This is a genomic window from Nocardia sp. NPDC051981 (genome assembly GCF_040680715.1).
In the GTDB taxonomy this organism is placed as follows: Bacteria; Actinomycetota; Actinomycetes; order Mycobacteriales; family Mycobacteriaceae; genus Nocardia.
In genome coordinates this window covers 1-25297 of the sequence record NZ_JBFAXK010000049.1, presented here as the reverse complement: position 1 = coordinate 25297, position 25297 = coordinate 1, and the positions used below count along the sequence as shown (strand labels likewise).

Here is a 25297-nt window from a genome sequence, read left to right as displayed (position 1 = left end):
GATGGGTGTGACAGGCCGGGGCGCTGGATGCCTCCATCGGTTTCGGCACAGACACAAGATTATTGGCTGTCACATGCTCGGTCATCGGCAATAGCAGACGTCCTGCGGCGCAGCGGGTTCCGACCGCCGGCGCCCCGCGCTGGCCGGTTCGGTCAGCGCGGTATGCGGCAGAATAGTGTGTTCGGTGGAGGTCTGGTCGCCTTGGCGGTTATGTGCGGGGTCCGACCGATCTGATGGCCTCCGTAACGGCGGCCAGGGCCATTAGTCTGACGATGTCGACGTCTGCATCCGTCTCTCCGGTTGCGGCGGCGATGAATCCGTCGCCGTCGTAGCGGGTATGCGGAGGCGTGAGTGCGCGAGCAAGGCCATCGTGTGCACCCTGGGCAACGATTCGGCAGCCGACCTTGTCCAGCCGCGCATTGGTGACCACAGCACCGATCGTTGTATGAGCGCGGGAATCTGCGAACTCGAAGGGCCGGGTCAGCTGCGCTACAGCGTCCAGCGAGATCTCGGTAGCACCGTGGTCGATATCGCCGAAGGCGTTGACTACGCACAACGCGCCGACCACCAACCCGCCCAGTTGCCTTTCGGCATAGGCGATCCCGCCGGGGCGTCGTGACTGCGTGCCTCGCCAATGGCCGACGTAGGCTCCTGCTCCGGCGCCGATCCGCCCGCAGAGCACCTGGTCGCCAGCGGCCGCTGCTGCGGCGGCGTATCCGTGTTCGGCGGTCGGGCGCGCGGCTGGACTTCCCGCATCGAGGTCGAACAGCGCGAGTGCCGGAACGATGGGTACCTTGCCGCCGGAAGTGAGCACGCCACGGTCGTGTTGCTCGAGGTACCGCATCACCCCGTCTGCGGCGGCAAGCCCGAAGGCCGAACCGCCTGTCAGCACAATCGCGTCTACCTGGAGGACGGCTTTGTCCGGTGCGAGAGCATCGAGCTCGCGGCTGGCCGGTGAGCCACCGCGGACCTCGTACGACGCCGTTGTTCCTTCCGGCAAAATCAGTACAGTGCAGCCGGTCTCACCGACCATATCGGTCCAGTGACCCACACGTACGCCTCGAATCCCGATGACCATATCCGGATCCTCCGATCCCCCAGCGGCACGCGCAACTGCGCCGAATTCGCTATTCGCAGCCGATCATCCCACTCGTCCGACGCCTCGTATTGCGGCCGGGATACCTCGCATTCGGCATGAGCGCGCACTGCTGATGTCGAGCGGCGCTGAATCTGTTGACCGCGATCGCTTCTCGAAATCGCCTGACCGGGGTCGGGTGGTTCTGAGAGGGTCGCCGTATGAAGATCGGTGTCGCGCTTCCGCAGATGGCTCCCGGGTACGGTCCGGGTACGACGGTCGACTGGGCTCGGCGAATCGACGCGGGTCCGTTTTCGAGTGTCTCGGTGGGCGAGCGGGTGACGTTTTCGAACCCAGAGATGGTTGCGACGCTGGGTGCTTGCGCGGCGGTGACGGAGCGGGTGCAGGTCTTGGCGAACCTCTGGGTGCTGCCGCAGCACCCGGTGGCGATGGTCGCCCAGCAGATCGGGACTCTCGACCAGCTCGCGAACGGACGTCTCGAGGTGGCCGTGGGCGTTGGCGGTCGCGAGCACGACTACCGTGCTCTCGGCGCTGATTTCAAGGGACGGCACCAGCAGCTCGACGACAAGGTGGCCGAGTTGAAGTCACTGCTCGCCGGTGAGCCGCCGTTCGAGGGCGCGGACCCGGTCGGGCCGGCGTGCGTGCAGCCGGGCGGGCCGATCATTCTCGCCGGCGCGATGGGGCCGAAGGCGATGCGTCGGGCGGCGCGGTGGGCGGATGGCATCTCCGGCTTCAGTATTCGAGGCGATGCCGAGGAGATCGCCAAGGTGGGCGAGCTCGCCGACCGGTGCTGGGCCGAGGCCGGTCGTGCGACGACCCCGCGCAAGGTCAGTGGCTGCTTCACCGCCCTGGGTGTCGCCGATGCCTCGGAGGCGTTGCACGCCTTCACCGCTCGCTACCTCGGCTTCCTCGGACCCAGGCTGGCCGAGATGATCGCCGCCTCGACGCGGGCGTCGAGTCCCGAGGTGCTCGCCGACATTCTCGACGGCGCGGAGCGGGCCGGGTGCGACGAGTTCATCCTGGTCCCGGCCGTCACCGACCTGAAATTCCTCGAGGTGGCGGCCGAGGTGGTGACCGCACGGCCTTGACGCTCGAGGAATGGAACCTGCTCTATTCCATGCATGACGCTGCGAGTGATCCAGTGGGCCACCGGTGGGCTTGGCCAGGCCGCGATCGGTTAGATCCAGCTGCACCCGGATCTCGAGCTCGTCGGGTGCTGGGTGCATTCGGAGGCCAAGGTCGGCCGGGACGCCGGTGAGCTCGCCGGGATCGGCCCGATCGGTGTCACCGCCACCAACAGCATCGACGAGATCCTCGCGATGGACGCCGACTGCGTCCTCTACTCGCCGCTGATGCCGAATCCCAAAGAGGTGGCGGCGATTCTGCGTTCGGGCAAGAACGTCGTCACGCCGCTGGGCTGGTTCTGGCCGACCGCGGAGGAGAAGGAGAGGATGACGTCCCCGGCCCGCGAAGGCGGCGTGACGCTGCACGGGACCGGGATCGACCCGGGCGGTGCCACCGAGCAGCAGCCGCTGTTCTTCACGGGCCTGTCCAGCGCAATCACGTTCGTCCGCGGTGAGGAGTACTCCGACATCCGCACCTACAACGCATCCGACGTCGTACGCCACCTCATGGGTTTCGGTCAGTCGCCCGCGCAGGCGATGAACGGTCCCATGCTGGCGTTGCTGGACAACGGGTTCGACCAGTCGGTGCGGATGTGCCTGGACGCGCTCGGCTTCGCCGACGCCGAGATCCGCAGCAGCCGCGAGGTGGCGGTCGCGACCGCGCCGATCGACTCGCCGATCGGCGTGATCCAGCCCGGCCAGGTCGCCGCCCAGCGCTTCGCCTGGGAGGCATTCATCGGCGACACCAAGGTCGTCAGGGTCGCTGAGTTCGCCGCCATGACGAAGATTCATATCCACGAGGACGAGTGGCGCATGCGCTGCCTTCACCCTCTGGCGGCCTCCACCGAAGTGGCGGGCGACTTGCGTGCGAGCGAGGTCGCGCGCGGTGCCAACCGCGCGCCGGACGGCATCGGCTGGACCGATGTGCACGAGATCGCGGCGCCCTAGCACGACTACGCGGAGGCAGGGCTGGCGTTCGCACAGGTCGATGCGGTACTGGCACCGATCATGCCGCGGGTCCGGCGGTTCGTCGCGACGGCGTCGGCAGGGCTCGACGAGACTAGACGGGACCCGATGGGCATCTACGCGAATGACGCCTACTGCTACGGCGTGGACGCGTCCTGTTTCATCAAGTTGAACGGCGATGAGCCTCTGGTCGAGAGTATTTGGTTTCGGGCCGACACCAAAGACCCCGCGCGTCTGGAACTGCTCCGGCGGGCGATCATTGCCGTTGACCTACTCGCTCCGTCGGTCATCGCCGACTACTGGCTCGACTGCACCGGCCCCGTCGCGGACGATAGATTCCTCCACCGGTACATGCGGATGCTCGCGCAGGAAGCCGAGGACCCGGCGCGGCTGCCGGCCGGTCATCGCCGAACTGGGTGGCGACTGGCGTCACATCACCTTCGACGAGCGGGCCCGGGCCGGTCGAAGAAGTCGGCGGACTATTCGTTCGAGGCGTGCCTGCGCGATATCGACGCGGTCACCGCGGCGCGGGACGTGCGGCGGCCGCTGATCGTCGGCTGGTCCTACGGGGCGGCGCTGGCCTTGCAGTGGGCCGCCATTGCCACCTGCCCGTTCGGATTCGTCCGGGAATATTAACCTCGAGGGCCGCGGTGTAGACCGAGACGAGGTCGCCTAGATGACGCGATTGGCGGGGCGTATCGGCGTGGGTGGCGAGGGCTGCGCGCAGGGCGGCGAGCTGAATCCGGTTGTGGGCCTGGGCGGTCGCGGCGAACGACTCGGGTGCGGGGTCCGGGGTGAGCAGGCCGCCCGCGGCCGGGATGGTTTCGGCGAGGTCCGGATCGCAGTAGAGGATTGGGAGGGTCATGGCCATGGCTTCGAGCAGGACCATGCCCTGGGTGTCGCAGTCGGAGGTGAGCAGCAGCAGGTCGTGGTCGCGCATAGCGGTCATGCACGTCGCCTGGTCGACTTCGCCGTGAAGGTGGACGCGGTCGGACAGGTTCGCCTCGGCGATCGCGGTGCGGGCGCGATCGGACAGTGGGCCGCTGCCGTAGATGTCGAGTGTGCAGTTCTCGACGAGGCGGGCCACCTCGATGGCTTCGAGGGGACGCTTCTCCGGGGAGAGCCGACCGCACCAGAGCAGGCGCAACGGCCCGTCCTGGGAAGCCGGGGTTTCCGCCTCGCCGGTGCGGAGACGGTCGATCAGTGCGTCGTCGATTCCATTGGACGCCACATGGATTGGGCGATCCACACCGCGCGTCTTCAGGCGGCAGGCGAAATGGTGGGTGGGGACGATGACGTGGTCCGCTGCTTGGGCATGGGCGATGAGCGGCCGCCACGCCAGCCGCGCGGTGCGGTTGTCACCGGTGTAGACCGGTTGTCGTCGCAGCGGTAGGAACCAGCCGTGCAGCAGCCGCATGGACAAGGCAGCGAAATATGGTGCCGGTGAATACTTTTCGATCATCGCGTCGTCGCGGCTCTGCATGGTTTGGACGATCGGGACACCGTGGCGACGGGCTGCCCGGATGCCCGCGATCCCACCGCCATAGGTGGTCAGCACGTGCACCAGGTGGATGGGACCACGCTCGTCGAAGGCGGCGTCGATCAGTCGCCGATTGGCTCGGGTCGGCAGGACCAGCGGCAGGCCATTGGACATCGAGAACCGAACCGGCCGCAGGATCACCGTGTCCGGATCATCGGACTCGAATCCCGGTGCGGGAGGACAGAATACGGTCACGCGGTGACCGAGGGCGCGCAGACCGGCACACAGCGACCGCATGGCGGTCTGGACACCGCCCAGCGTCGCCGGATGGAAATCGGTGAAGAGCGCGACGTGAATGGATTCGGCCATGGTTCAGGACCCGTGGACATCGGCCGACCCGGCCGGGACGAGTCGCTCCACGGCGTCGGCCGCGGCCCGGATGCCGTTCTCGGCGGAGACTCGGCGGCCGAGTTCCGCGGCCCGATCGCGCGCCTCGGGCGTCAGGGTCCGCACCAGCGCCTCGTACAGGCGGTTCTCGGTCAGCGACGGGTACGGGAAGTCGTCCCCGAGGCCGAGCGCGGAAATCCGCCAGCCATAAAAGAATTGGTCGCTGTGCACCCCGATGACAACGGCGGGCAGTCCGGCACGCAGCACATCGTGGGTGTTGCCGCTGCCGCCGTGATGCACGACCGCGCGGCAGCGCGGCAGCACGCGGTCGTAGTCGAAGGAGTCCAGCACGTACAGTCGCCGGTCGTAGCCGATGCCGCGCGGGTAGCCGTCGCCCTTCACCGTCACCAGGGCGCGCGCCCCGAGCCTGCGGCAGACGGCGGCGATCAGGTCGCAGCTGCCGACCGGATCCAGGATCGGCATGCCGGTGAGGCAGAAGTAGATCGGCGCCTCGCCCTCGTCGAGCCAGTCCGACAGCGCCGGATCGACCTCCGCCTCGCCCCACGCGCCGCGCAGCCGCTCCGGCAGGATCGGCGCGCCGACGACGACCGAGCGCTCCGGCCAGTCCGCGGGTTTGGGCAGCAGCACCGGACTCACCATGTGCACCAACGGGATCGCGTCCTCTCGCAGGCGCCGAAACGGGTTGCGGGGCGCGCCGGGCAGGCCCATCAGGGCGCGCACCCGCCGATCCATCTGGCGATACGCCACACCGTAGGCGATTTCGAAGGCGGTGTAGGTGGCCAGCCGCAGCCGCCGCGAGGCGATCATGCGCTTGGCCATGAACGAGGACGGGAATTCCGCGGTGCGCTCGAGCGGGTACGGCAGTCCGCCGATCACCGGCTGCCCGGTCTTCTCGCGGCGCTCCATGGCCCACGGCAGGGTGGAGGCGCAGGATACGATCACGTCGGCGGATTCGCAGGCGTCGTTGAGAACCTGCACCATCTGCTCGCCCCGCTCCCCCGCCATGATCTTGACCGTATCCCGCATGATCTGCAGGAACGGCAGCGGATTGCCAGAGGACAGACCGCGTTTGGCGGCGGGCGACTCCAGCAGTTCGGCCGAGTTGAACGGGATGACGTGTGGCTCGAAGCCGGAGCGCCGCACCACGTCGGCGTAGTTCTCGGTGGCGGTGATCTCGACGTGGTGGCCGCGGGAGCGGAATTCATCGGCCAGCGCCAGGTAGGGCTGGTGGTCGCCGCGGGTTCCGGCCGTCAACAAGGCGATACGCATACTCTCGACTTTCGTTCGGAAATCTGCTGTGAAGCAACCGCATTCAGCATTAGGTGCGGGGCTGTTAGGGTCGGCCGATGAGCGATAGCAACCAGGCCCCGCTGCGCATCGGGATCCTCGGCGCGGCCGCCATCGCGCCGAACGCGCTGATCGGACCGGCCAAGCGGAATCCGGAGGTCGTGGTCGCGGCGGTCGCGGCCCGGGACCGGGCGCGGGCGCAGGCGTTCGCCGGCAAGCACGGCATCAGGCAGATCTACGACAGCTACGAGGCGCTGGTCACCGCGTCGGATCTGGACGCGGTCTACATTCCGCTGCCCAATGGCCTGCACGGCCGCTGGATTCGCGCCGCTTTGGCGGCGGGAAAGCATGTGCTGTGCGAGAAGCCGTTCACCGCGAATGCCGAGGAGGCGCGGGAGATCGCCACGCTCGCCGCGGAGTCCGATCGGGTGGTGATGGAGGCGTTCCATTACCGGTATCACCCGCTCACCCTGGAGGCCGAGAAGATCATCGCCTCCGGTGAATTGGGCATGCTGACGCGGGTGGAGACCGCGCTGAGCTTCCCGCTGCCGAAGTTCGCCGATATCCGCTACGACTACGACCTGGCGGGTGGGGCGCTCATGGACGCGGGCTGCTACGCCGTGCACATGGCCCGCACCTTCGGCGGTGAGGAGCCGGAAGTCGTTGCGGCGCACGCGAAGCTGCACAACCCGCGCATCGATCGCGCCATGAGCGCGGAGCTGCGTTTTCCATCCGGGCACACCGGGCGCATTCGCTGCTCGATGTGGTCGTCGGATCTGGTGCGCATTTCCGCCACGGTGGTGGGTGAGCGCGGCCGGATGCGGCTGTTCAATCCGGTGATGCCGCAGATGGGGCACGCGCTGTGGGTCAAGTCCGAATCCGGCCGTCGGCTGCGCAGTTTCGGGCGTCGCCCCTCCTATGACTATCAACTCGACGCCTTCGCCGCGGCCGTGCTGCGCGGTGAGCCGGTCCCGACCACGCCGGAGGCGGCGGTTGCGAACATGACCGTCATCGATGCCATCTACCACGCTGCGGGCCTGCCGCTACGCCTGCCGAGCTGAAATCTCGTCGAGGAAGTCGACGATGTGCCCGAATACGTCCAGGGCCGCGCCGCGGCCGATGAAGGTGTCGAGGTGGCCGTAGGACGGTATCTCGGTGTAGCGCACGTCGACATCGGGGTATCGGGTCGAAAGTACCTGGTGGCACAGCTTGTTGGAGTCGAGCCACGCCTCGTTGCGGCTGCCGGACAGCAGCAGCAACGGGGCGTCGAGGCGGTCGGCGTGGTCGAGCGCGTTCTCCGGCAGCGCGCCGTACCGGTCGTCGTCGAGGTTCCACCGCACCACCGCGTGCGCCAATTCCATCTGCCGCAGCTGCGGCAGCAGGGACAGCGGGATCGCGCCGAACAGGTCGGCCAGGCGGTCGTGGGTGCGCGGGTCGAGTTGATCGTGTTCGAACAGCTTCGCGCCCAGGCCCCAGCCGTGGTGCACCATGCGGCAGGTGGGGTCGGGGCAGTCGCCCTTGCGGGACAGGGCCGCGTACAGCGGGGTGCGCCACGACCACAGGCCGACCTTGCGGAAGTCGGATTCGAGGTGGCCGATGCGGGATCCGATCAGCTCGCTGCCCAGCAGGACACGCATCCGCGCCGAGGTGCTGACCTTCGGTGTCAGGAAAACACCCTGCGCGACCACGCCCGCGAGGCCGGGCAGCAGGCCGCCGGTCAGGCTGAGCGCGACGGCCAGCGCGCCGACGCAGTGCGCGACCAGGAACAGCGGTCGCTCGCCGATGCGCTCCCGGACCTGCGCGAGCGCGGCGGGCAGGTCGTAGAGCGCGACATCGTCGAGGGTGTAGGGGCGGCCGGATTCGTTGTGCGGCAAGCGGCTGCTGCCGCGCCAGTCCAGCAGCCAGGACTGGTATCCGGCATCGGCCAGGACGTCGGTGACATTGCGGATCTCGGGCAGCGCGAACATGTCCGAGGAGATCCCGTGGCCGTGGACCAGCAGCACGGCGGGACCCTCGTCCGGACCGACTGCACGCAGCCGCAGGTCGACACCGTCGGCGGTGCGGAAGAAAACGGTCTCTCCCGCAGTGGTTTCCGAGATTCGAAGGTCCGTCATCAGCGGTGCTCCTTACGCAGGGCGCGGCGCAGATCCAGTAGGTCGGTGCCGACCCGCAGCATCGGCTCCAGCAGACTCTTGCCGAGTTGGCCGCCGAACCAGCTGAGCCACAAGAGTTTCGCGAGTCGCCGCTGCCGTTCGGGCAGGGCGGGGTCGATCTCGATGCCGTCGATCTGGTCGGCGAGATAGGTGTGCATGGGCACGGCGACCTCACCGGTGAAGGACGCGGGCGCGCCGGGGCGACCGATCTCTATGACCTGGGTGCCGAGCTGCCGCACCACCCGCCGCTGCGCCGCGGCGAACTTGTAGCCCTCCAGCCACCACTCGCCGCCAGCGGAATCACGCAGTGTCAGTTGATAATGCATGATCGGATGCCGTATCTCATGGCGCCGGGGGATGCCCTCGTGCGGCCGAACGATCGCGGTGCCCGCGACCGTGAGCGGCTCGTCGTGCAGCAGGGCACAGGTGAGGTCGCCACTGACGTCGAGGGTGCGGGCCGAGAAGACCTGAGCGCTGCTCGCGACCGACAGGCTCAGCCGGAGATCGCAGGGCGTATCGGCATCGCCACCTGCTGGACCTACTGTGCCGCTGAGGGTTTCATGGAATCGCAGGAACGGCGTGTCAGCGGTTCGCCGCTCGGCACCCGCCATGGCCTCGAGCATCTTCGTGCGCGCGGCCGCACTGGAGGCAGGTGCGGGCAGGCCGCGGGCCGCCACGAAGGCATCGGTCCGCGCCGCCGAGGAGGGCGGTGCGGTCACCATGGCCGCCAATTGCCGCCGCGCCACGGGACTTTGCAGCACCTGGGCCAGCGATTCCAGCTCCGGCACCGGTTCCTCCCGGATCACCCGTACCGTGTCCGCACACCACTGTTCCCAGTGCTGCACCCGAATACCCAAGCCACCCACGGTGGTTTGCCCCATCAACTGCTCGAGCGACGTGGGCGCACCGGTGAGGTGGTAGGTCTGTCCCCACGCGCTCGGCGTGCAGACGATCTCGGCCGCGACCCGGCTCACCCAATCGACGGGTGCCGAGTTCAAGTAGCGAAAGCCCGGCACGGTCCGGAACCGCATGAGCGCGGCCGTGATTCCCGAATTCAGATCGCGCGGGTTGTGCGCGCCGGTCTCCGGATGGCCACCGATCCCACCGGGACGCACGATCGTCGCCACCACACCGTGCTCCCCCGCCCGGCGCAGGACAGCCTCGGCGGCCCACTTGGAGCGGTCGTAGCCGATCGGCAGCGTCGCGACATTGGCGGTTGGCTCGTCCTCGGCCAAGGTGGCGGCCGACGACCCGTTGAACACCGCCAGCGACGAAATATGGTGCACCGGCTTCGGCCGACCGGTACAGGCCAGCTCCGCGAGGGTCAGCGGCCCCAGCACGTTGGTGGCCCGCAGCGAGGGGTACCCGCGCAGAAAGTCCACGGCCGCACCGGCATTGACGATCGAATCAACATCCCCCGCGAGGGTTTCCCACCGCTGGCCGGACAGCCCGAGCCGAGGCGACCGCAGATCGCCCGCCAACGGTGTCACCCGCCGCAGCACCTCCCGCGACCACGGCAGCGAGAACCGGCGCAGCCCCTCCTCCAGTCGGTGGGCGGCCTCCTCGTCATTGTCGGCGCGAACCAGGCACACGACATGAGCGGCACTGTGCCGCAGCAGATCCAACAGCAGGTGGCTGCCCAGAAACCCGGTCGCTCCGGTGAGCAGAATCCGGCGCGGCGCGACCCGCTCCGGCGCCCCCACCACGGGCAGCCGATCCGCCCCTGCGAGATCAGCGAACAGTTGGGCCAGATCATCGGTATCGCGGAACCCGGCCTCACTGGCCGGCCCGGCTTGCTCATTCGTCATCCCGGCATGCTTTCGGCCGGGATCCATCCGCCCGTCCTGGATTTCGGCCGAAAGCACGCCGGGATGACAGGGGGAGCCCTCCTGCCCGAGCCCGATATCCGCGCGTCGTGTCTCCGGCTGCGGCGCTGCCAGCTCCGGGTTATCCGCCAGCCAGCGCCGCGCCAGACGGCGGGGACGCGCGTCGAAGAACAGCGTGTCGAGGTTCGGGTGGATGCCGAGTTCGCTCCCCAGGGCCGAGACGAGTTCGACGGCGGCGACGGAGGTTCCACCCGCGTCGAAGAAGTCGGTGTCGGGGCCCATCGGCGCGGCGGTGAAACGGCTCGCCAACTCGGTTATCGCGTTGGCCAATTCGTCGGCGTCCCACCGCCTGACCTCGGCCACGGTTTCTGTGTGATCGGCATGCGGGGTCTGGGCGACCGCGGAATCCGCCGTGTTGGTCGTGGCGGATTGCGGCTCCGGAACGGCCGTGTCTTTCGCCGTGTCGGTGCGACTCTCGGTGGGCGGTGGATCGGCCCGTCGCGGGGTGCCGGTGCGGGCTAGTAGCGCGGCGACGCCGAGGGCGGCGGTGCCCTGGTCGAGGGCTTCGCCGCGGGCGCGGCGGTCGATGCCGTTGGCTCGGACCGGGGTGCGCTCGTCGGCTGCGGTCACCGGGTTTCCTCCTCGGCCGGTCGGGTGTCCCAGGATCGGAACTCTCGCAGGCTGTTCGGTGTCAGCGTGACGGCCAACCGGTTGTCGTCTGTCGGGTCGCCGTCCCGGGTCGCTCCGCTCGCGGTGAGCAGGCGGGTGACCAGGCGGCGGGCGGGTTCGTTGCGGGTGGTGTGTGCCACCGAGATTCGAACGGCCGCGCAGCCGAGTGCCTCGGCTCGATCCGCCGCCCAACCCAGGAGGGCTTCCTCGACGCCGCGGCCGAGTGCGCGGCAGCTCAGGTGCCAGCCGTGAATCCAGAGGGTGCCGTTGTCGGCTCGCACGGCCAGCACCGAGATCAGGCCGTAGTCGCCGAAGCGGTCTCGGGCCGTGGCGGTCCACACCTCGCCGTCGGCGCGCCAGCGGTCGAGATCGTCGGCGGTGACAGCCCCGAGGGTGAACTGGGTGGTGCGGCGGATCAGTTGGCGCGCGCGGTCGGTCGTGGCGTCCGTGAGCGGCTCGATGTCGACCTCGAGGCCGAGCTGAGCCAGGAACTCCGCGAATTCCGCTGTGGCGCGGACGGTGTCACGTTCCCGCTCGTCTCGGTAGAAGTCGGCGCGGGCCACGTCCTCGGCGGTCGCGGCGATCGGCGTCATCGGCCACAGCCGGGTGAGGAACGCTTCCAGGTCCGCGGCGGGCGGGCAGGTCACCGACAGCACCTCGGGCAGCGCGCTGCGCATGCGCGCCACTTCGACCGGGTTGTCGTCGAGGTAGGAAAAGGTGTCGAGGCCCAGGCGCAGGGTGTGGGCGGCCTGCTCCAGACGTTCGGGCTTGGCCGCCCAGCCGGTCGAGACGACGGCGAAATCGTCGTAGCGCAACGGGCTGTCGGGCCGGTCCAGAACGGCTCGCACCGTGTCCTCGTCATTGTTGGTGACCAGCGCCAGCAGGGTTCCGGCGGCTCGCCACTGCAACAGCCGCCGAGCCAGTGCCAGCCGTGGTGCGTCGAAAGTGACTGCGTTCGAGCCGATCTCGGCCGCTGTCCCGGTCCACAGGGTGTCGTCGCCGTCCACGGCGATCACCTTCGGGGCGGGTTCGGTGACGGTGGCGACCACCGTATCGAGGGTGAGGGCCACGGCCGCCTGGAATTCGGCGGTGAAGGGCAGATGGGCGAGGATATCGGTGCGGTCGTCGAAGGGGTTGTCCACCGGGTGGTTTCGGGTCCACTCCCCCGGTTCCAGCACGGCCACACCCGGAATCTCGCGCAGGCGGTCGGCGACCAGCCGCTCCCAGATGAGCCAGCGCTGTTCCGGGCGGGCCGTCGGCGGGATGCCGACGATGACCGGCTTGCGGGTACGTTCGGCCAATTCGCGCAGGGCCGCCGGATAATCCGCGGCGAGTTCGGCGAGCAGGTCGTCGGACAGTGCGCCGAAGCGTGCCAGGTCGGCGGCACGCAGCAGGACGATGCTCAGTGCCGCGGTGGGTTGCGTGAACACGCCCGCCGGGTCGCGCAGGGCGGAGAGCAGCTGGTGGTAGGGCGCTTCGGCGACGGTGATTCCCGTGGTCGAGGCCGCCACCAGCAATTCGGGGATCCGGCCCAGCGCGAAGGTCGCGCCGACGGCCGCCCGCGGACCCTGATTCTCTTGCTGCCCAACGGTATCCGGCCGAGCGGGCGTGTCCGGATCGCCGATCACCGCCGCGACCACGGCCAGGTAGTCCGCGCCGAATTCGGTACAGGCGCTCGCGTCGATGATGTCGCTGTTGTAGGTGAACCACACCTGCCCGGCGTCGGGCAGCACCGCGACCATCAGGTCCAGGTCGGAGTAGCCGGTGCTCACCGGCACGATCTCGGCCGCGGCCACGGCCGAGTTGGCGCGCAGGTAGTTGAAGTACACCTCGATCAGCGGCGCGTTGTCGCGGTGCAGGCCGGCGGTGGCGAGCGCGGCCAGCGCATCGCCGAGGCCCGCGCCGGGAGCGAGCAGGGCCCGCAGGCGTACACCGGTGCGCCGCAGCACATCGATGACCCGGTCCTGCGCCGTCACACTCGCCGGGAATGGCACGGGCACACCGAAATACCCGACGGCGGTGTTCGCGTCGGCGTGCATGCGGGTGTCCACCGGGACCGCCACGGCGAAGCGGTCGGTCCCCTGGCGGCGGGCCAGCGCGATGGTCAGCGCGCCGAGGAAGACCGCGGCCGGGGTGAGCCCGAGCTCGCGGGCGCGGTCGGCGACCCGGTCGTGCAATCCGGCGGGCATGTCGAGTCCGAGGGCTCCCGCACCGTAGGTGCGTTGTGCCGGACGGGGATTCGCCAGCGTCAATTCGAGGCGGTGGGCCCCGGTGAAGGCTTCACGCCAGTCGGTCAGCGAGGCGGCCTGATCGCGGCTGCCCGATTGCGCAGCGAGCAGCTGATGCATGTCGCGGTTGGTCACGGTGTCCTCGAGAGGTACGCCGAACAGGTCCGCGACGAGTTCCCCGGCGACCAGCAGCATGGACTGCACGTCGCTCATGCTGTGATGCGCGCCGAAAAGCAGGACGGGATCGGCGGTTTCGGCCGTGAGCAGTTCGAAGCGCCACAGCGGACCGATCGTCAGGTCGAACGGTCGCGCCATCAGTTCTCGGAAGCGCTCCCCGATGACCGCATCATCGAGATGCTCGAGGTGGTGCCATCGGGCGAGTTCACCGGATTCGCGATGGATCTCCAGCTGCCGTCCGTGCTCCTCGCTGGGCCGAATGGTGGCGCGCAGCGCGGCATGTCGGTGCGCCAGCCGGGTCAGCGCCTGCGCCAGCCGCTCCCGGGTCACGGGTGCGGGCAGCCGGACGGCGACGCCGCCGGTCTGGGCCGCGCTCGGAATACCGAGTTGTTCGGTCCGCAGCAGCCGCATCATGTCCCGGGTCACCGGCAGCACCTCGACCTCGGGGACCTCGGTGGTCTCCGCGTCGGTGCCGTCGGTTCCGTTCTGCGTCAATGCTTCCGACGCCAGATAGTCGGCGAGGGCGGTGAGGTTCTGGTCGGCGAGGATGGTGCCCAGCGGCACCGAGATCCCGGTGTGCTCGCGCACCTTGTTGCGCAGTTCGATCGCCATGAGCGAGTCCAGGCCGAGGCTTTGGAAGGTCTGCTCGGCCGAGACCGACTCGGTGCCGGCATGCCCGAGCACCTGCCCGGTCCACTCGGACACCGCGGCCAGCAGCCGGGCGGACGCCTCGGCCCGGGGCAGGGCGCGAAGTTCCTCGGCGAGACGCGATCCTGCCACCGTCTCGACCGTGGTGCGGTCGGCGACCGCACGGCGGGGTGCGCGGCGCACGAGTCCGCGCAGCAGGTGCGGGACGGCGGGTGAGCGCTTCAGAACGTCCGGATCGAGCAGCAGCGGCACGAGGATCGGGTCACCGAGGGCGAGGGCGGCATCGAAGCAGGCCATGCCCTGAACCACGGGGAACGCGCGCACCCCCGCGCGTTCGATGCGTTCGACATCGGCCCGCGCGTAGTGGTCGAGCAATTCGAGATCCCAGAGGCCCCAGGCGAGCGCCTGGGCGGGCAGCCCGAGGGCGCGCCGGTGCAGCGCGAGCGCGTCGAGGTAGGCGTTCGCGGCCGCGTAGTTGGCCTGCCCGGGGGTGCCGAACAGGCCGCCCGCTGCCGAGAAGAGGACGAACAGGGCGAGTTGTCGATCGGCGGTGAGCTCGTGGAGGTGGTGTGCCGCATCGACTTTCGGACGCAGGACCCGGTCCAGGCGCTCGGGGGTGAGCGCGCCGATCGTACTGTCGTCCAGGACGGCGGCGGCGTGGACGACACCGGCCAGCGGCAGGCCGTCCAGCAGTCCCGCCAGCGCGTCCCGGTCGGTAATGTCGCAGACCGCGAATCGTACTCGCGCGCCGCGGCTTTCGAGGTCGGCACGCAGCGCGTGGCCGCCCGGTCCGGCGATGCCGCGGCGGCTGACCAGGACCAGATCCCGTGCGCCGTAGGCGTCGACCAGGTGCCGGGCCAGCGCCGAGCCGAGACGTCCCGGGGCACCGGTGATGAGGACGGCACCGTCGCCGAGCGCCACCCGGCCTTCGGGCGCGCGGCGGGTCTGCGGCACACGCGCCAGGCGCGGCGTGAACGCCACGCTCGCACGAACCGCCACCTGCGGCTCGCCTGTCGCCAGGAGCGTGGCGATATCCGTCTCGGGCTCGTCGGTGTCGAGCAGCACGATGCGGCCCGGGTTCTCCGACTGCGCCGATCGCACCAGGCCCCAGACCACCGCGCCCGCCGGATCCGGTACGGGCGTGCCCGGTGCAGCGACCGCGTCACGGGTGCGGACGATCAGGGTCGACCGCCCGAATCGGCTGTCGCCGAGGAACTTTTGCAGCGCCGTCAGGACGCGCCGAGCCGCTTCGTGCACCTGTGGAGGCGAATCCCCCCGGGGCACCGGCAGGATGACCGCGTCCGTGGCTTCCGTCTCACCGGATGTCCACTCGCTCACCGTGATCGCACGCTCGGAGGCGGAACTGGCGAGTTCCGACCACTCCATGGTGAACAGGCGGCGGAAGGCGGGCGCGAGCGCGGCCGCGTCCCACTGCGCGGCGGCGACCGGGCGCAGCAGCACCGAACCCACCGACACCACCGGTCGTCCGGCCCGGTCGGTCGCGGACATGGTGATGGTGTCCGGGCCCGACCGCATGAGGCGGACCCGCAGAGCCGTCGCACCCGAGGCCCACAGCGCCACATCGGTCCACGCGAACGGCAGCAGGGCATGTGCGCCATCGGCGGCGAACAGAGCGGTGGCGTGCAGCGCGGAATCGAGCAGGGCCGGGTGGATGCCGAACCGGGCGGCGTCGGCGTGCGCGGATTCGGGGAGTTCGACCTCGGCGAAGATCTCGTCGCCACGACGCCACGCCGTCCGCAGTGACCGGAACAGGGGGCCGTAGTGGTGGCCGCGCGTGAACAGTTCGGCGTACAGGGCCTCGACATCGACGCGATCCGCGCCCGCCGGCGGCCAGACCATCGAATCCCACTGTGACACAGCATGTTCGGAATCCTCGGACAAGACCCCGTCGGCATGCAACGTCCATCCCGCGTCCGGGTCGCGCTCGTCGCGTCCGTAGATGCGCACCGACCGGCGGTCCGGCGCGTCGGCCGCGCCGACCACGGTCTGGATGCGCACGGCACCGCGCTCGGGCACCAGCAGCGGGGCGCGCAGCACCAGCTCACGCAGGGCCGGGCTGTCCACCTCGTCACCGGCGCGGACGGCCAGTTCGACCAGCGCGGTGCCCGGCAGCAGGACCGCGTTCGGTCCGGCGTGATCGCCCACCCACGGCTGCAGGCGGCGTGAGATCCGGCCGGTCAGGGTGACGCCGTCCGAATCCGGCTGCGGCACAATCGCTCCCACCATCGGGTGGGTGGTCTCCTCCAGTCGCAGCGCCCCGGTGTCGCGGTTGCCGCCCTCGATCCAGAAGCTCCGCTCGTCGAACGCATAGGTCGGGAGGTCGACCAGCGGGTACTCGGGAAGTATCGCGGTCCAGTCGAGTTCGCGACCGGCGACGTAGAGTTCGGCCTGCGCGCGGGCCAGGCAGGTCGGGCCGTCCTGGTCGCGGGCCAGCGAGCAGACGGTCACCACATCGCGACCGAGTTCCTCCGATACCGACCGCACGGCGGCGGTGAGCGAGGGATGCACGCCCAGTTCGATGAAGTACCGGAATCCGTCGCCGATCATGCGCTCGATCGTGGGCGCGAAGAGCACGGTCTCCCGGGCATTGGTGTACCAGTAGCCGGGCTCGATCGGGTCGCTGGGCATCGGCTCGGTCGAGACCGTCGAGTACCACCGGGTCGTGGGCGAATTCGCGGTGATATCGGCGAACTCCGTGGCCAGCGGCTCGCGCAGGGTCTCGATCAACCGGCAGTGCCCGGCGTAACTCGGACCCGCGGCGAGCAGCCGGGTGTAGACGCCCCGGCCCTCGAGTTGGGCCAGCAATTCCTCCACCGCGTCCTGCTCACCGGCGATGAGCGTGGTCCGCCGGACATTGATGGCCGCGACCGAGATGCGGCCGTCGAAATCGGCCAGCGCGCGGGTGACCTCGTCGGCGGCCAGGCCGACCAGCGCCATGGCGGCCGGTCCGATCATGGTGCGCATGAGGCGGCTGCGAGTGGCGACAATCCGTACGGCGTCGCTCAATTCGAGGACGCCCGCGCAGTAGGCGGCGGCGATCTCGCCCTGGCTGTGACCGACCACCGCGTCGGGGGTGACACCGGCCGCGCGCCAGGTGGCGGCGAGCCCGACCATGGTCGCGAACAGCAGCGGCTGGGTGATGGAGTGATCGAGCAGCTCGGCCGCGGTCGCCGTGTGCAGGCGGTCGGCGAGCGACCAGCCCAGGTGGGCGCCGAAAGCCTTGTCGCACTGCTCGAACTCGGTGCGGAACTCCTCGGAGGCGGCGAGCAGGTCGCGGGCCATGCCGACCCACTGCACGCCCTGGCCGGGGAAGATGAAGGCGGTCTTGGCATTGGTGAGCACCGGGCCGGAGCCGACGACAACCTGCGCCGACTCGCGGCCGTCCACCAGATCGCCCAGGGCGCCGACCATCTCGGCCCGGTCGGCGGCGACGACTACCGCGCGACGCTCGAAACGGGTGCGTTGCATGGCCAGAGCGCGGGCGACCGGTCCGGGTGTCAAGTCCGGCTCGGCGAGCACGAGGTCGAGCAGGCGCTTGGCCTGACCGTCCAGCGAGGCAGTGCTGCGGGCCGAAATCGGGAGCAGGACAACGCTATCGCTGGGCTCGTCGGCACTATCGCGCTCGCCCGCAGGCTCGAACGGAGCTTCTTCGAGAATCAAGTGCGCGTTGGTGCCGCTGAGGCCGAAGGCACTCACACCGGCCCGGCGCACGCGGTCTCCGCGCCGCCACGGCATGGGCTCGGCTTGCAGCACCACGCCGCTGTGCTCCCAATCCACCTGCGGTGCGGGCACACTCGCGTGCAGGGTAGCCGGGATGCGCTCGTGCTGGAGCGCGAGCACCAGTTTGATGACGCTGCCCACGCCCGCGGCGGCCTGGGTGTGTCCCACATTGGATTTCAGCGATCCGATGCCCAGCGGCCGGTCCGCATCCCGGTCCGGGCCGAATACCCGGGCTAGTGCCCGCGCCTCGATCGGATCCCCGAGCGCGGTGCCGGTGCCGTGCGCCTCGACATAGTCGATATCGTGCGACGTCAGGCCGGAAACCCGCAGCGCCGAGCGCAATACCTGCTCCTGGGCCGCGCCATTGGGGGCGCTCAGGCCCTGGCTGCGGCCGTCCTGGTTGACGGCGGCACCGCGAATCACCGCGAGCACCCGATCCCCGTCGCGGCGGGCGTCGCCGAGTCGCTTGAGCAGCACCAGGCCCGCGCCCTCGGCCCAGACCGTGCCGTCGCCCTCGGCGGAGAACGGCGCGCAGCGGCCCGTCGGCGACAGCACACCCAGCTTGCAGAGTTCGATGTGCGCAATCGGGGACATCAGCAGGGTCACGCCGCCCGCCAGGGCCATGTCGCATTCGCCCGCGCGCAGCGCCTGCATGGCCGAGTGCATGGCCACGATCGATGAGGAGCACGCGGTGTCCATGGAGATCGCCGGACCGTGCAGGCCCAGCGTGTAGGAGATGCGGCCGGAGGCGACGCTCGGCGAAAGACCCGTTCCGACTTGGCCGTTCAGCTGGTCGGGGGCGGGATCGGCGAGATAGCCGGTGCTGTAGACGCCGAGGTACACGCCGGTCGCACTGCCGTGCAGGGTGCGCGGATCGCGGCCGGACCGCTCGATCGCCTCCCACGCGAGTTGCAGCATCATGCGCTGCTGCGGATCCATGACGGTGGCCTCGCGCGGGCCGATGCCGAAGAAGGCGGCGTCGAAACGGTCGATGCCGTCGACGTATCCGCCGCGGAAGGTGTACGCCTTGCCGGACGCGTTGACGTCGGGGTCGTAGAGGTCCTCGATGTCCCAGCGGCCCGTGGGCATGTCGGTGAGGGCGTCGAGGCCGCCGTCGAGCAGCTCCCACAGTGCCTCGGGGGAATCCGCGCCGGGGAAGCGGCAGGACATGGAGAGGATCGCGATGGCGTCGTCATCGGCCGCGTCCTCGACGTCCGCCGGGGTGTCCGACGCCGATTCCTCGACGACGGTGGCCAATTCGAGCGGTGCGACGGGTGCGAGAGCCTGGGCCACACCGTGGATCGTGGGGTGGTCGAAGAACATGTTGGTCTCGACGTAGCGTCCGACGTAGTCGGACAGGTCGACGACCAGTTCCACCAGATCGTGTGAGCCCAAACCGAATTCGACCATCGGCAGATGCACGTCGATGCGCTCGGGGTCCAGGGACGCCTGGCGGGCGATCTCGGTCACCAGCCAGGCGCGGATCGCTTCTGCGGAGGGCTGGGCCGCGGCACCCGGCTGCGGATCGCCTTCCTCGGCCGATTCCGCTGCGGCCGCGACAGGTTCGTCGTACAGCTCGTCCTCGGGCGACCGCAGCGGTCCCGCGGTCATGGCGAGCAGCTCACCGGATTGATAGGCCGCGCGGCAGGCCCCACGCTGGATCTTGCCGCTGCTGGTCTTGAAGATGGCGCCCGGCCGGATCAGTAGGACGGTGGCGAGGGTGAGTCCGTGCTCGGTCGAGACCGCACCGCGCACCGCCGCCTCGACGGCGGCGAGTTCGCCGGGGTCCTCGCCACGCACCTCGGCCACCACCACCGGCTGTTCCCCCGAGACGAGGTCGACGGAGAACGCCGCGACACAGCCGGGACGGATCGCGGCGTGGGCGGCCTCGACGGTCGTCTCGATGTCCTGGGGATAGTGGTTGCGGCCGTCGACGATCAGCAGGTCCTTGCGGCGGCCCGTGACGAAAAGCTCTCCGCCGGAGAGGATTCCGAGGTCGCCGGTACGCAGGAAGCGGCGGTCGTCGCCGGGCAGGGTGGCTCCGAAGACCTCGTCGGTGGCCTGTTCGTCGCGGAAGTACCCGGCGGCGACGCTGGCTCCCGCGACCCAGATCTCGCCCTCGGCCCCGTCCCCGCGTTCGACACCGGTGTCGGGATCGACGACCGCGATCGAGAGGCCCTCGACCGGCCTTCCGACGCCGACGAGCTCGCGGCGACGGGTGCTGTCGTCGAATGCCTCCCGGTCCACGACCTCGCGAATCGACGGTAGGGCATCGTTCGCGGACGCGGTCACGATGAGGGTGGCCTCGGCGAGGCCGTAGACCGGCTGCTGCGATGTGGCCCGGAACCCCGCCGGGCCGAACACGTCCGCGAACCGGCGAATGGTGGAGGCCCGCACCGGTTCCGAACCGTTGAATGCCACCCGCCAGCGGCTCAGGTCGAGTTGTTCGAGCTGCTCCGGCGCGATCTTGCGGGCGCACAGCTCATAGGCGAAATTGGGGCCGCCGCTGGTGTGGGCGCGGTAGGTGGAGATCGCCTGCAGCCAGCGCTCGGGACGCTGCAGAAAATGCAGCGGCGACATCAGCACCGAATTCGCGCCCAGGTAGATGGTGTGCAGCAGCGGCGCGATGAGGCCCATGTCGTGGTACATGGGCAGCCAGCTCGCGAACAGCGCGCCGTCCCAGGAATCGGCGATCCCGTGGTCGTGCCCGAGGCCGTCGGCGATGGCGGCCTGGTTGTGCAGCAGATTCTCGTGCGTGAGCAGGACGCCGCGCGGGGCGCTTGTCGAGCCGGAGGTGTACTGGATGAACGCGATCGAGTCCGGGCCGAGGTCCGGCTCGCGCCAGCGCGCGGCGGCGTCGCTTTCGATCGAATCGGTGGCCAGCCACGGGATGGTGGCCAGTTCCGGGATCTCCGCGTGCAGTGCGGCGGCGTCGGCGACCACCCGCCGGGGGGCCAGCACCAGCTCGACCTCTGCGTGGGTCACCATGCGCTGCAATCGGCGCAGCGAGCGGTTGTCCCATTCCGGCAGCGGCGCGGGCACGGCGATCACACCGGCGGCCAGGCAGCCCAGGAACGCCTCGGCGAACTCGGGGCCCGCAGGGTACAGCAGCAGGGCGCGCCGCGGGCGGGCGTCCTGCAACGCCGCGGCAATCGCCCGGACCCGGGAACCCAGGTCGGCGTAGGACATCTCGTGGACGACGCCATCGACGTCACCACTGTTCAGGAACCGGTACACCAACTCGGTGGGCCGATTCTCGACCTGCGCGAACAGTGTTTCGACGAAAGTGTTGTGCACGAACAATTCCCTCTGTACAGCATGAGATTCGGCCACAGTGAACGGAAAAGCGGCTCACAATACGGTCATTTCACACCTTGTGTACCGAGTTCTGCAAGATCAAGATCGCCCCGAAAAGTAGGGGCAGCAAAAACGCGGCATCTATTGTGGGGTAATCGATTTCACGTTTGCGCGACGCACGCGCAGCGGCAACCATGGCTTGGGTGCAACAGATCTCGATCACGCTGGGCGACATCCCCCGGCTCAGCAATCGCCGACTGGGCGAACTCGGCGCATTGATCCGCCCCGGCGCGGACCGCACCTCGCTGCGGGCGCTCGGCTCCCGGTTCGTCGTCTCGCCACCGGGCTTCCCGACCATGCTGATCACCCACGAGATCGACGACGTGCGTGAGGTGTTCACCAATACCGAGGACTTCTCCGTCGGCCAATTGCTGAGCCGGGTCGCCAACCACGACCGGGTGTTCGGGCGGGAGACACTGGTGTTTCTCGAAGGCGAGGAGCACCGGCGCGAGCGCCGACTATTCGCACCGCCGTTCCAGAGCAAGGCACTACGGTCCTACGAGGACATGATGGTCGAGGTGGCGCGGCGCGAATTGCCCAACTGGCCGGTGGGGGAACCGGTCGAATTCGTGGGTATCGGCTATGACCTGGCGCTCGGGGTATTGCTCGAGGTCCTGTTCGCCGACGTGCCCCCGGAGCGGCGAGAACGGTTGATGCAGGCGATAAACCAATGGGTGGGTGCGCTGCAGAGCGTCGGCTTCCTGGTCGCCAGCCTGCTCACCCCGCTGCTGGGCGGATACACGCTGCCGTACCCGCCGCTGAGTCGCGGTGCGGCCGCGGTCGACGCCGTGATCATCGAGGAGATCGCCGCCCGTCGTGCCGCGCCCGGCGGCGACCACACCGACATGCTGTCGCGTTATGTCGGCACCGAGTTGGATCAGCACGACGACGCCTCGCTGGCCCGCAATCTGCGCGGCATCCTGCTGGGCGGTTACGAGACCACCGCCATCACCCTCGGCTGGATCGCGGTCATGCTGGCCGCCCACCCGGAGGCCCTGGCCGAACTGGATGCCGCCGTCGACTCCGGCGATACTCCCCGTCTCGACGCCTACCTCGACGCCGTGATCGCCGAAACCGTCCGCCTCCGCCCGGTCTCCGGTTTCACCGGCCGCCGCGCCATGCGCGACACCGACCTCAACGGCGTCCGAATCCCCAAGGGCGCCATAGTCATAGTCCCCATCCTGGCAATCCAGGAATCCCTCGCCCACTACCCCGACCCCCTGGCCTTCCGCCCCGAACGCTTCCTCACCGACCGCCCCGACAGCTACACCTTCCTCACCTTCGGCGCCGGCCCCCACCGCTGCCTGGGCGCCCAATTCGCCCTCCTCGAATCCCGCATCCTGCTCCGCACCATCCTTCAATCCCGCCGCATCTCCCCCCTCCCCGGCCCCATCGAACCCCCGCGCCGCTTCCACACCGGCATCAGCCCCGCCCACAACGCCCGCATCACCCTCCTCCCCCGCTAGCCGACCCGCCTGCCACCTACCTCCGGCGCGCCTTGAGAGTGCTGATCAACCGTCCACGCGAGCGCCAGCCGCAGACGCTTCGCCGACCTCGGCAGCGGAATACTCTCGGGCTGTCGATTGCGGCGCAACCACCGAGATTTGTTCGGCGGGTTCGTCTTCTGTGTCGGATCCGTACGCTCGGGGCATGGCGATGCGGCTCATGCGGTCTGTTCGCGGGATTTCTGTGCGGTCGACGAAGACACCGGGTAATTGCGCTCCCGATTGGGGTTATGCCGAGGTGGATTTCGAGCCGGCCGCCGCGGACGAGTCGTGCTCGGTCGAGTTCATGCCGGGGTTGTGTGCGGATCAGGAATTCGTGACCGCTCTGGCCGAGGGCGCCTTGATCGAGTTGGCCGCTGCGGGGGTCCATGATCCGAACCGTCGTCGCGGGGACCCGGTGCTGGCCCGGATGGTGGTTCGGGTGGTTCAGCAGCACGAGGTCGACTCGTGCGCGTCGGTATACCGCGGTTTGGGGGTGTTGGCAGTGCGGGAGATGCTCGACTGCGTCGCCGAGGAACGCGTTCCGAGGCCGGTCGTCACCAGAGTGGCCATCGGATACCGGCCGTGACCCGACGGTGCCGGCAGGCCCGCGACCTCGCAGGTTCTCGCGGCCGGTCCGCTACTGAGCAGGCTTCGTGAAGACTCCTGGAAGGCGGCCCCGAAGCGGTAACGCCCCAGCGGCCGCCGCGCCCACCGCCGAGGAGTGAGGTAGGCACGCAACCCGCCACACCGATGGTTCCGGTTCGATGATCGTCCGGCGGATCGCTGCCGAGAGGTTTGGTGGTCAGCCGAGGCCGGACCGCCCGGTGGCATGAATAGGTATGCGTATCGGTCAGCGCCCCTTGCCGGGGTGTGTGCGTCGAGGGGAGTTCCTAGATTCTTCTGCGGCGTTGTAATGACGCCGAAGATCAGTGGAAGGGACTACCTCTCTTGAAGACCAATCGAATCCGTCGGGTGGGCTCGGCAATGGCCGGATTCGCAATCGCTGCGGCCGGGTGTGCGATCGGTGCGCCCGGCGCGTCCGCCGATATCACGGCTACCACATGGACGCCCGGGGTCGGCGGTGATCCGAACGTGTACACGCTCTCGGCCTCGGTGTCGGACCCGAGCGCGCTGGTCTATTTCTACGACTACCAGTTGGATGGGTCGAACTACTCGTCGTATGTCCTGGTCGGAGGTGGTCCGCAGACTGTCAGCGGCGGCACCGCGCAGGTCACCTACTATCCGGCGACCACGGGCCAGCACTTCATCAATGTCGTGGAGCGGTCGGCGACCGGTGAGTACATCACCCAGGGTGGTGGACCCGCGATTCAGGTTGCGGCCCTGCCGAAAACGGCCGCCCCCGCCGTGTGCGAGCCGACCGGCGGCAGTCTGGCCAATGGTGAGTTCACGATTCAGGGTCAGGTGCACCACCCGGGCACCGCTTACACGGTGACATTCACGCTGCCGACCGACCAGATGTCGTCGTTCTCCGGGTCCACCGCCTACATCGAAGAGGGCGCGTTCCCGGGCACCATCGTGGGGACGACCACTTTCACCAATGGCGTGGCAACCATTCAGTACACACCCAAGAATCTCGGTGAGGTCGATCTGACCGCCCACGCTGGCTCGCCCGACGGTATCATGGTGGGCCACAAGCAGTTCCGACTCGAGTTCAGCAGCGCCCCCACCGGCCCCAGCGGCTGCAAGACTCCCGGCAGCTCTGGTAGCGGCACCGGCAGCGCGGACTCCATCCCGCTGATCGGCGGCCTGCTGAAGGCGCTCGGCCTCTGACCAACCTATTCGACTGCGGGTCCGGACGCTCACAATCTCCGGACCCGCAGTCGGACAACCGCTCTCAGGCCGTCCGATCTCGGCACCTGCCAGATCGCAGATCCTCGGTCAACTCGCTCGTAGCCGAGAAGTGGGCTGTCATCGGCAGTTGCGGACGTTCCGTCGGCGTCGGATCGGCACGGCCAGTTGATCTTCCGATGTCCCGCGCTGGCCGGTTCGGTCAGCGCGGTATGCGGCAAAATGGTGCGTTCGTTGAGTGCGCATGTCAGCGGCCGTCGAACGAGTGCAGTGGCGACGCACCGTCTCAGGAGATGATCGTGACACTGTCCGGGAAGACCGCCGTGGTCACTGGCGCCGGCCATGGGCTGGGTAAGGCGTCGTCGTGCGCCGCCGCGGCCAGGTCGATGCCGGTCAGCTCGGCGCCGATGGTGCAGGTCAGCGGTGTCACGCCGGTCGACCAGCGCAGCGTCGAATCCTCGGGCGGGGTAAGGGTTGTCATGACAGTCCTCCAAGGGGGTGTGAGCCGCGGCAACGGGCGGCCGCAGTTTCAGAGCACGAAGACCGAGGTGCCGACGCTGCGACCGGACTCCAGGTCGCGGTGCGCCTGCTGCGCGTCCGGGAGCACGTAGCGCTGGTTGATGTCGACGCGGATACGGCCCGCGGCGACGTGGGAGAAGAGCTCACCCGCGAGTTCGGCTCGTTCGGCGGGGTCGGCGATGTAGTCGGCGAGCGCGGGGCGCGTCACGAACAGCGAACCCTTCACCGCCAGCTGCATGGCGTCGATCGGGGGGACCGGGCCCGACGCGGTGCCGAAGCAGACGAGCAGGCCGCGCCGCGCCAAGCAATCCAGAGACGACTG

General features: G+C 69.2%; 14 protein-coding genes and 1 pseudogene. 7 read left to right on the top strand and 8 right to left on the bottom strand.

The window, feature by feature from the left end:
• Positions 1-208 precede the first annotated feature (208 nt).
• The gene (locus tag AB0L60_RS41470; protein ID WP_364626126.1) at positions 209-1078 is read right to left on the bottom strand and encodes a P1 family peptidase; all 870 of its coding nucleotides are present in this window, start codon (positions 1076-1078) and stop codon (positions 209-211) included.
• A 218-nt stretch (positions 1079-1296) separates the two neighbouring features.
• Between AB0L60_RS41470 and AB0L60_RS41465 the strand changes: the two genes are divergently transcribed.
• From AB0L60_RS41465 to AB0L60_RS41455, 3 genes and pseudogenes are all read left to right on the top strand, one after another.
• The gene (locus AB0L60_RS41465; RefSeq protein ID WP_364626124.1) at positions 1297-2184 is read left to right on the top strand and encodes an LLM class flavin-dependent oxidoreductase; all 888 of its coding nucleotides are present in this window, start codon (positions 1297-1299) and stop codon (positions 2182-2184) included.
• Between the two features lie 93 nt (positions 2185-2277).
• A pseudogene (locus AB0L60_RS41460) lies at positions 2278-2982 on the top strand (dihydrodipicolinate reductase); the annotation flags it as partial.
• Positions 2983-3294: 312 nt separating this feature from the next.
• Positions 3295-3822: an alpha/beta fold hydrolase gene (locus AB0L60_RS41455; RefSeq protein WP_364626121.1), complete on the top strand. Its 528-nt coding sequence runs from the start codon at positions 3295-3297 to the stop codon at positions 3820-3822.
• Here AB0L60_RS41455 and AB0L60_RS41450 read toward each other — a convergent pair.
• Both AB0L60_RS41450 and AB0L60_RS41445 read right to left on the bottom strand, forming a co-directional pair.
• Positions 3704-5035, bottom strand: coding sequence for a glycosyltransferase (locus tag AB0L60_RS41450; RefSeq protein WP_364626118.1), 1332 nt, complete (start codon positions 5033-5035; stop codon positions 3704-3706). The two genes, AB0L60_RS41455 and AB0L60_RS41450, sit on opposite strands and share 119 nt — an antisense overlap.
• Positions 5036-5038: 3 nt before the next feature.
• On the bottom strand, positions 5039-6343 hold the full coding sequence (locus tag AB0L60_RS41445) for a glycosyltransferase (protein WP_364626116.1): 1305 nt from the start codon (positions 6341-6343) through the stop codon (positions 5039-5041).
• A gap of 77 nt (positions 6344-6420) precedes the next feature.
• On the opposite strand from AB0L60_RS41445, the gene AB0L60_RS41440 reads away from it, so the two are divergent.
• Entirely contained in the window at positions 6421-7422 is a 1002-nt protein-coding gene (locus AB0L60_RS41440) for a Gfo/Idh/MocA family oxidoreductase (RefSeq protein ID WP_364626113.1), read from the top strand.
• Here AB0L60_RS41440 and AB0L60_RS41435 read toward each other — a convergent pair.
• From AB0L60_RS41435 to AB0L60_RS41425, 3 genes are read right to left on the bottom strand one after another with little or no spacing between them, the layout of a single operon-like run.
• On the bottom strand, positions 7405-8475 hold the full coding sequence (locus AB0L60_RS41435; protein WP_364626111.1) for an alpha/beta fold hydrolase: 1071 nt from the start codon (positions 8473-8475) through the stop codon (positions 7405-7407). The genes AB0L60_RS41440 and AB0L60_RS41435 overlap by 18 nt on opposite strands.
• Positions 8475-10970, bottom strand: coding sequence for a thioester reductase domain-containing protein (locus tag AB0L60_RS41430; protein ID WP_364626107.1), 2496 nt, complete (start codon positions 10968-10970; stop codon positions 8475-8477). The genes AB0L60_RS41435 and AB0L60_RS41430 overlap by 1 nt, the downstream gene beginning before the upstream one ends.
• A complete protein-coding gene (locus AB0L60_RS41425; protein ID WP_364626104.1) occupies positions 10967-21100 on the bottom strand; it encodes an HAD-IIIC family phosphatase in 10134 nt (3377 codons plus the stop codon). The genes AB0L60_RS41430 and AB0L60_RS41425 overlap by 4 nt, the downstream gene beginning before the upstream one ends.
• A 203-nt stretch (positions 21101-21303) precedes the next feature.
• Here AB0L60_RS41425 and AB0L60_RS41420 point away from each other — a divergent pair, with 203 nt between their 5' ends.
• The 3 genes from AB0L60_RS41420 (at position 21304) to AB0L60_RS41410 (ending at position 24438) form a co-directional block, all read left to right on the top strand.
• A complete protein-coding gene (locus AB0L60_RS41420; protein WP_364626101.1) occupies positions 21304-22626 on the top strand; it encodes a cytochrome P450 in 1323 nt (440 codons plus the stop codon).
• 277 nt (positions 22627-22903) lie between these two features.
• Entirely contained in the window at positions 22904-23233 is a 330-nt protein-coding gene (locus AB0L60_RS41415) for a hypothetical protein (RefSeq protein ID WP_364626098.1), read from the top strand.
• Between the two features lie 398 nt (positions 23234-23631).
• Entirely contained in the window at positions 23632-24438 is an 807-nt protein-coding gene (locus tag AB0L60_RS41410) for a hypothetical protein (protein WP_364626095.1), read from the top strand.
• Between the two features lie 304 nt (positions 24439-24742).
• Here the strand turns inward: AB0L60_RS41410 and AB0L60_RS41405 are convergent, their stop codons facing one another.
• Both AB0L60_RS41405 and AB0L60_RS41400 read right to left on the bottom strand, forming a co-directional pair.
• Positions 24743-24937, bottom strand: coding sequence for a hypothetical protein (locus AB0L60_RS41405; RefSeq protein WP_364626092.1), 195 nt, complete (start codon positions 24935-24937; stop codon positions 24743-24745).
• A gap of 48 nt (positions 24938-24985) precedes the next feature.
• A partial coding sequence (locus tag AB0L60_RS41400; protein WP_364626089.1) for a zinc-binding dehydrogenase occupies positions 24986-25297 on the bottom strand: 312 nt, incomplete at its 5' end.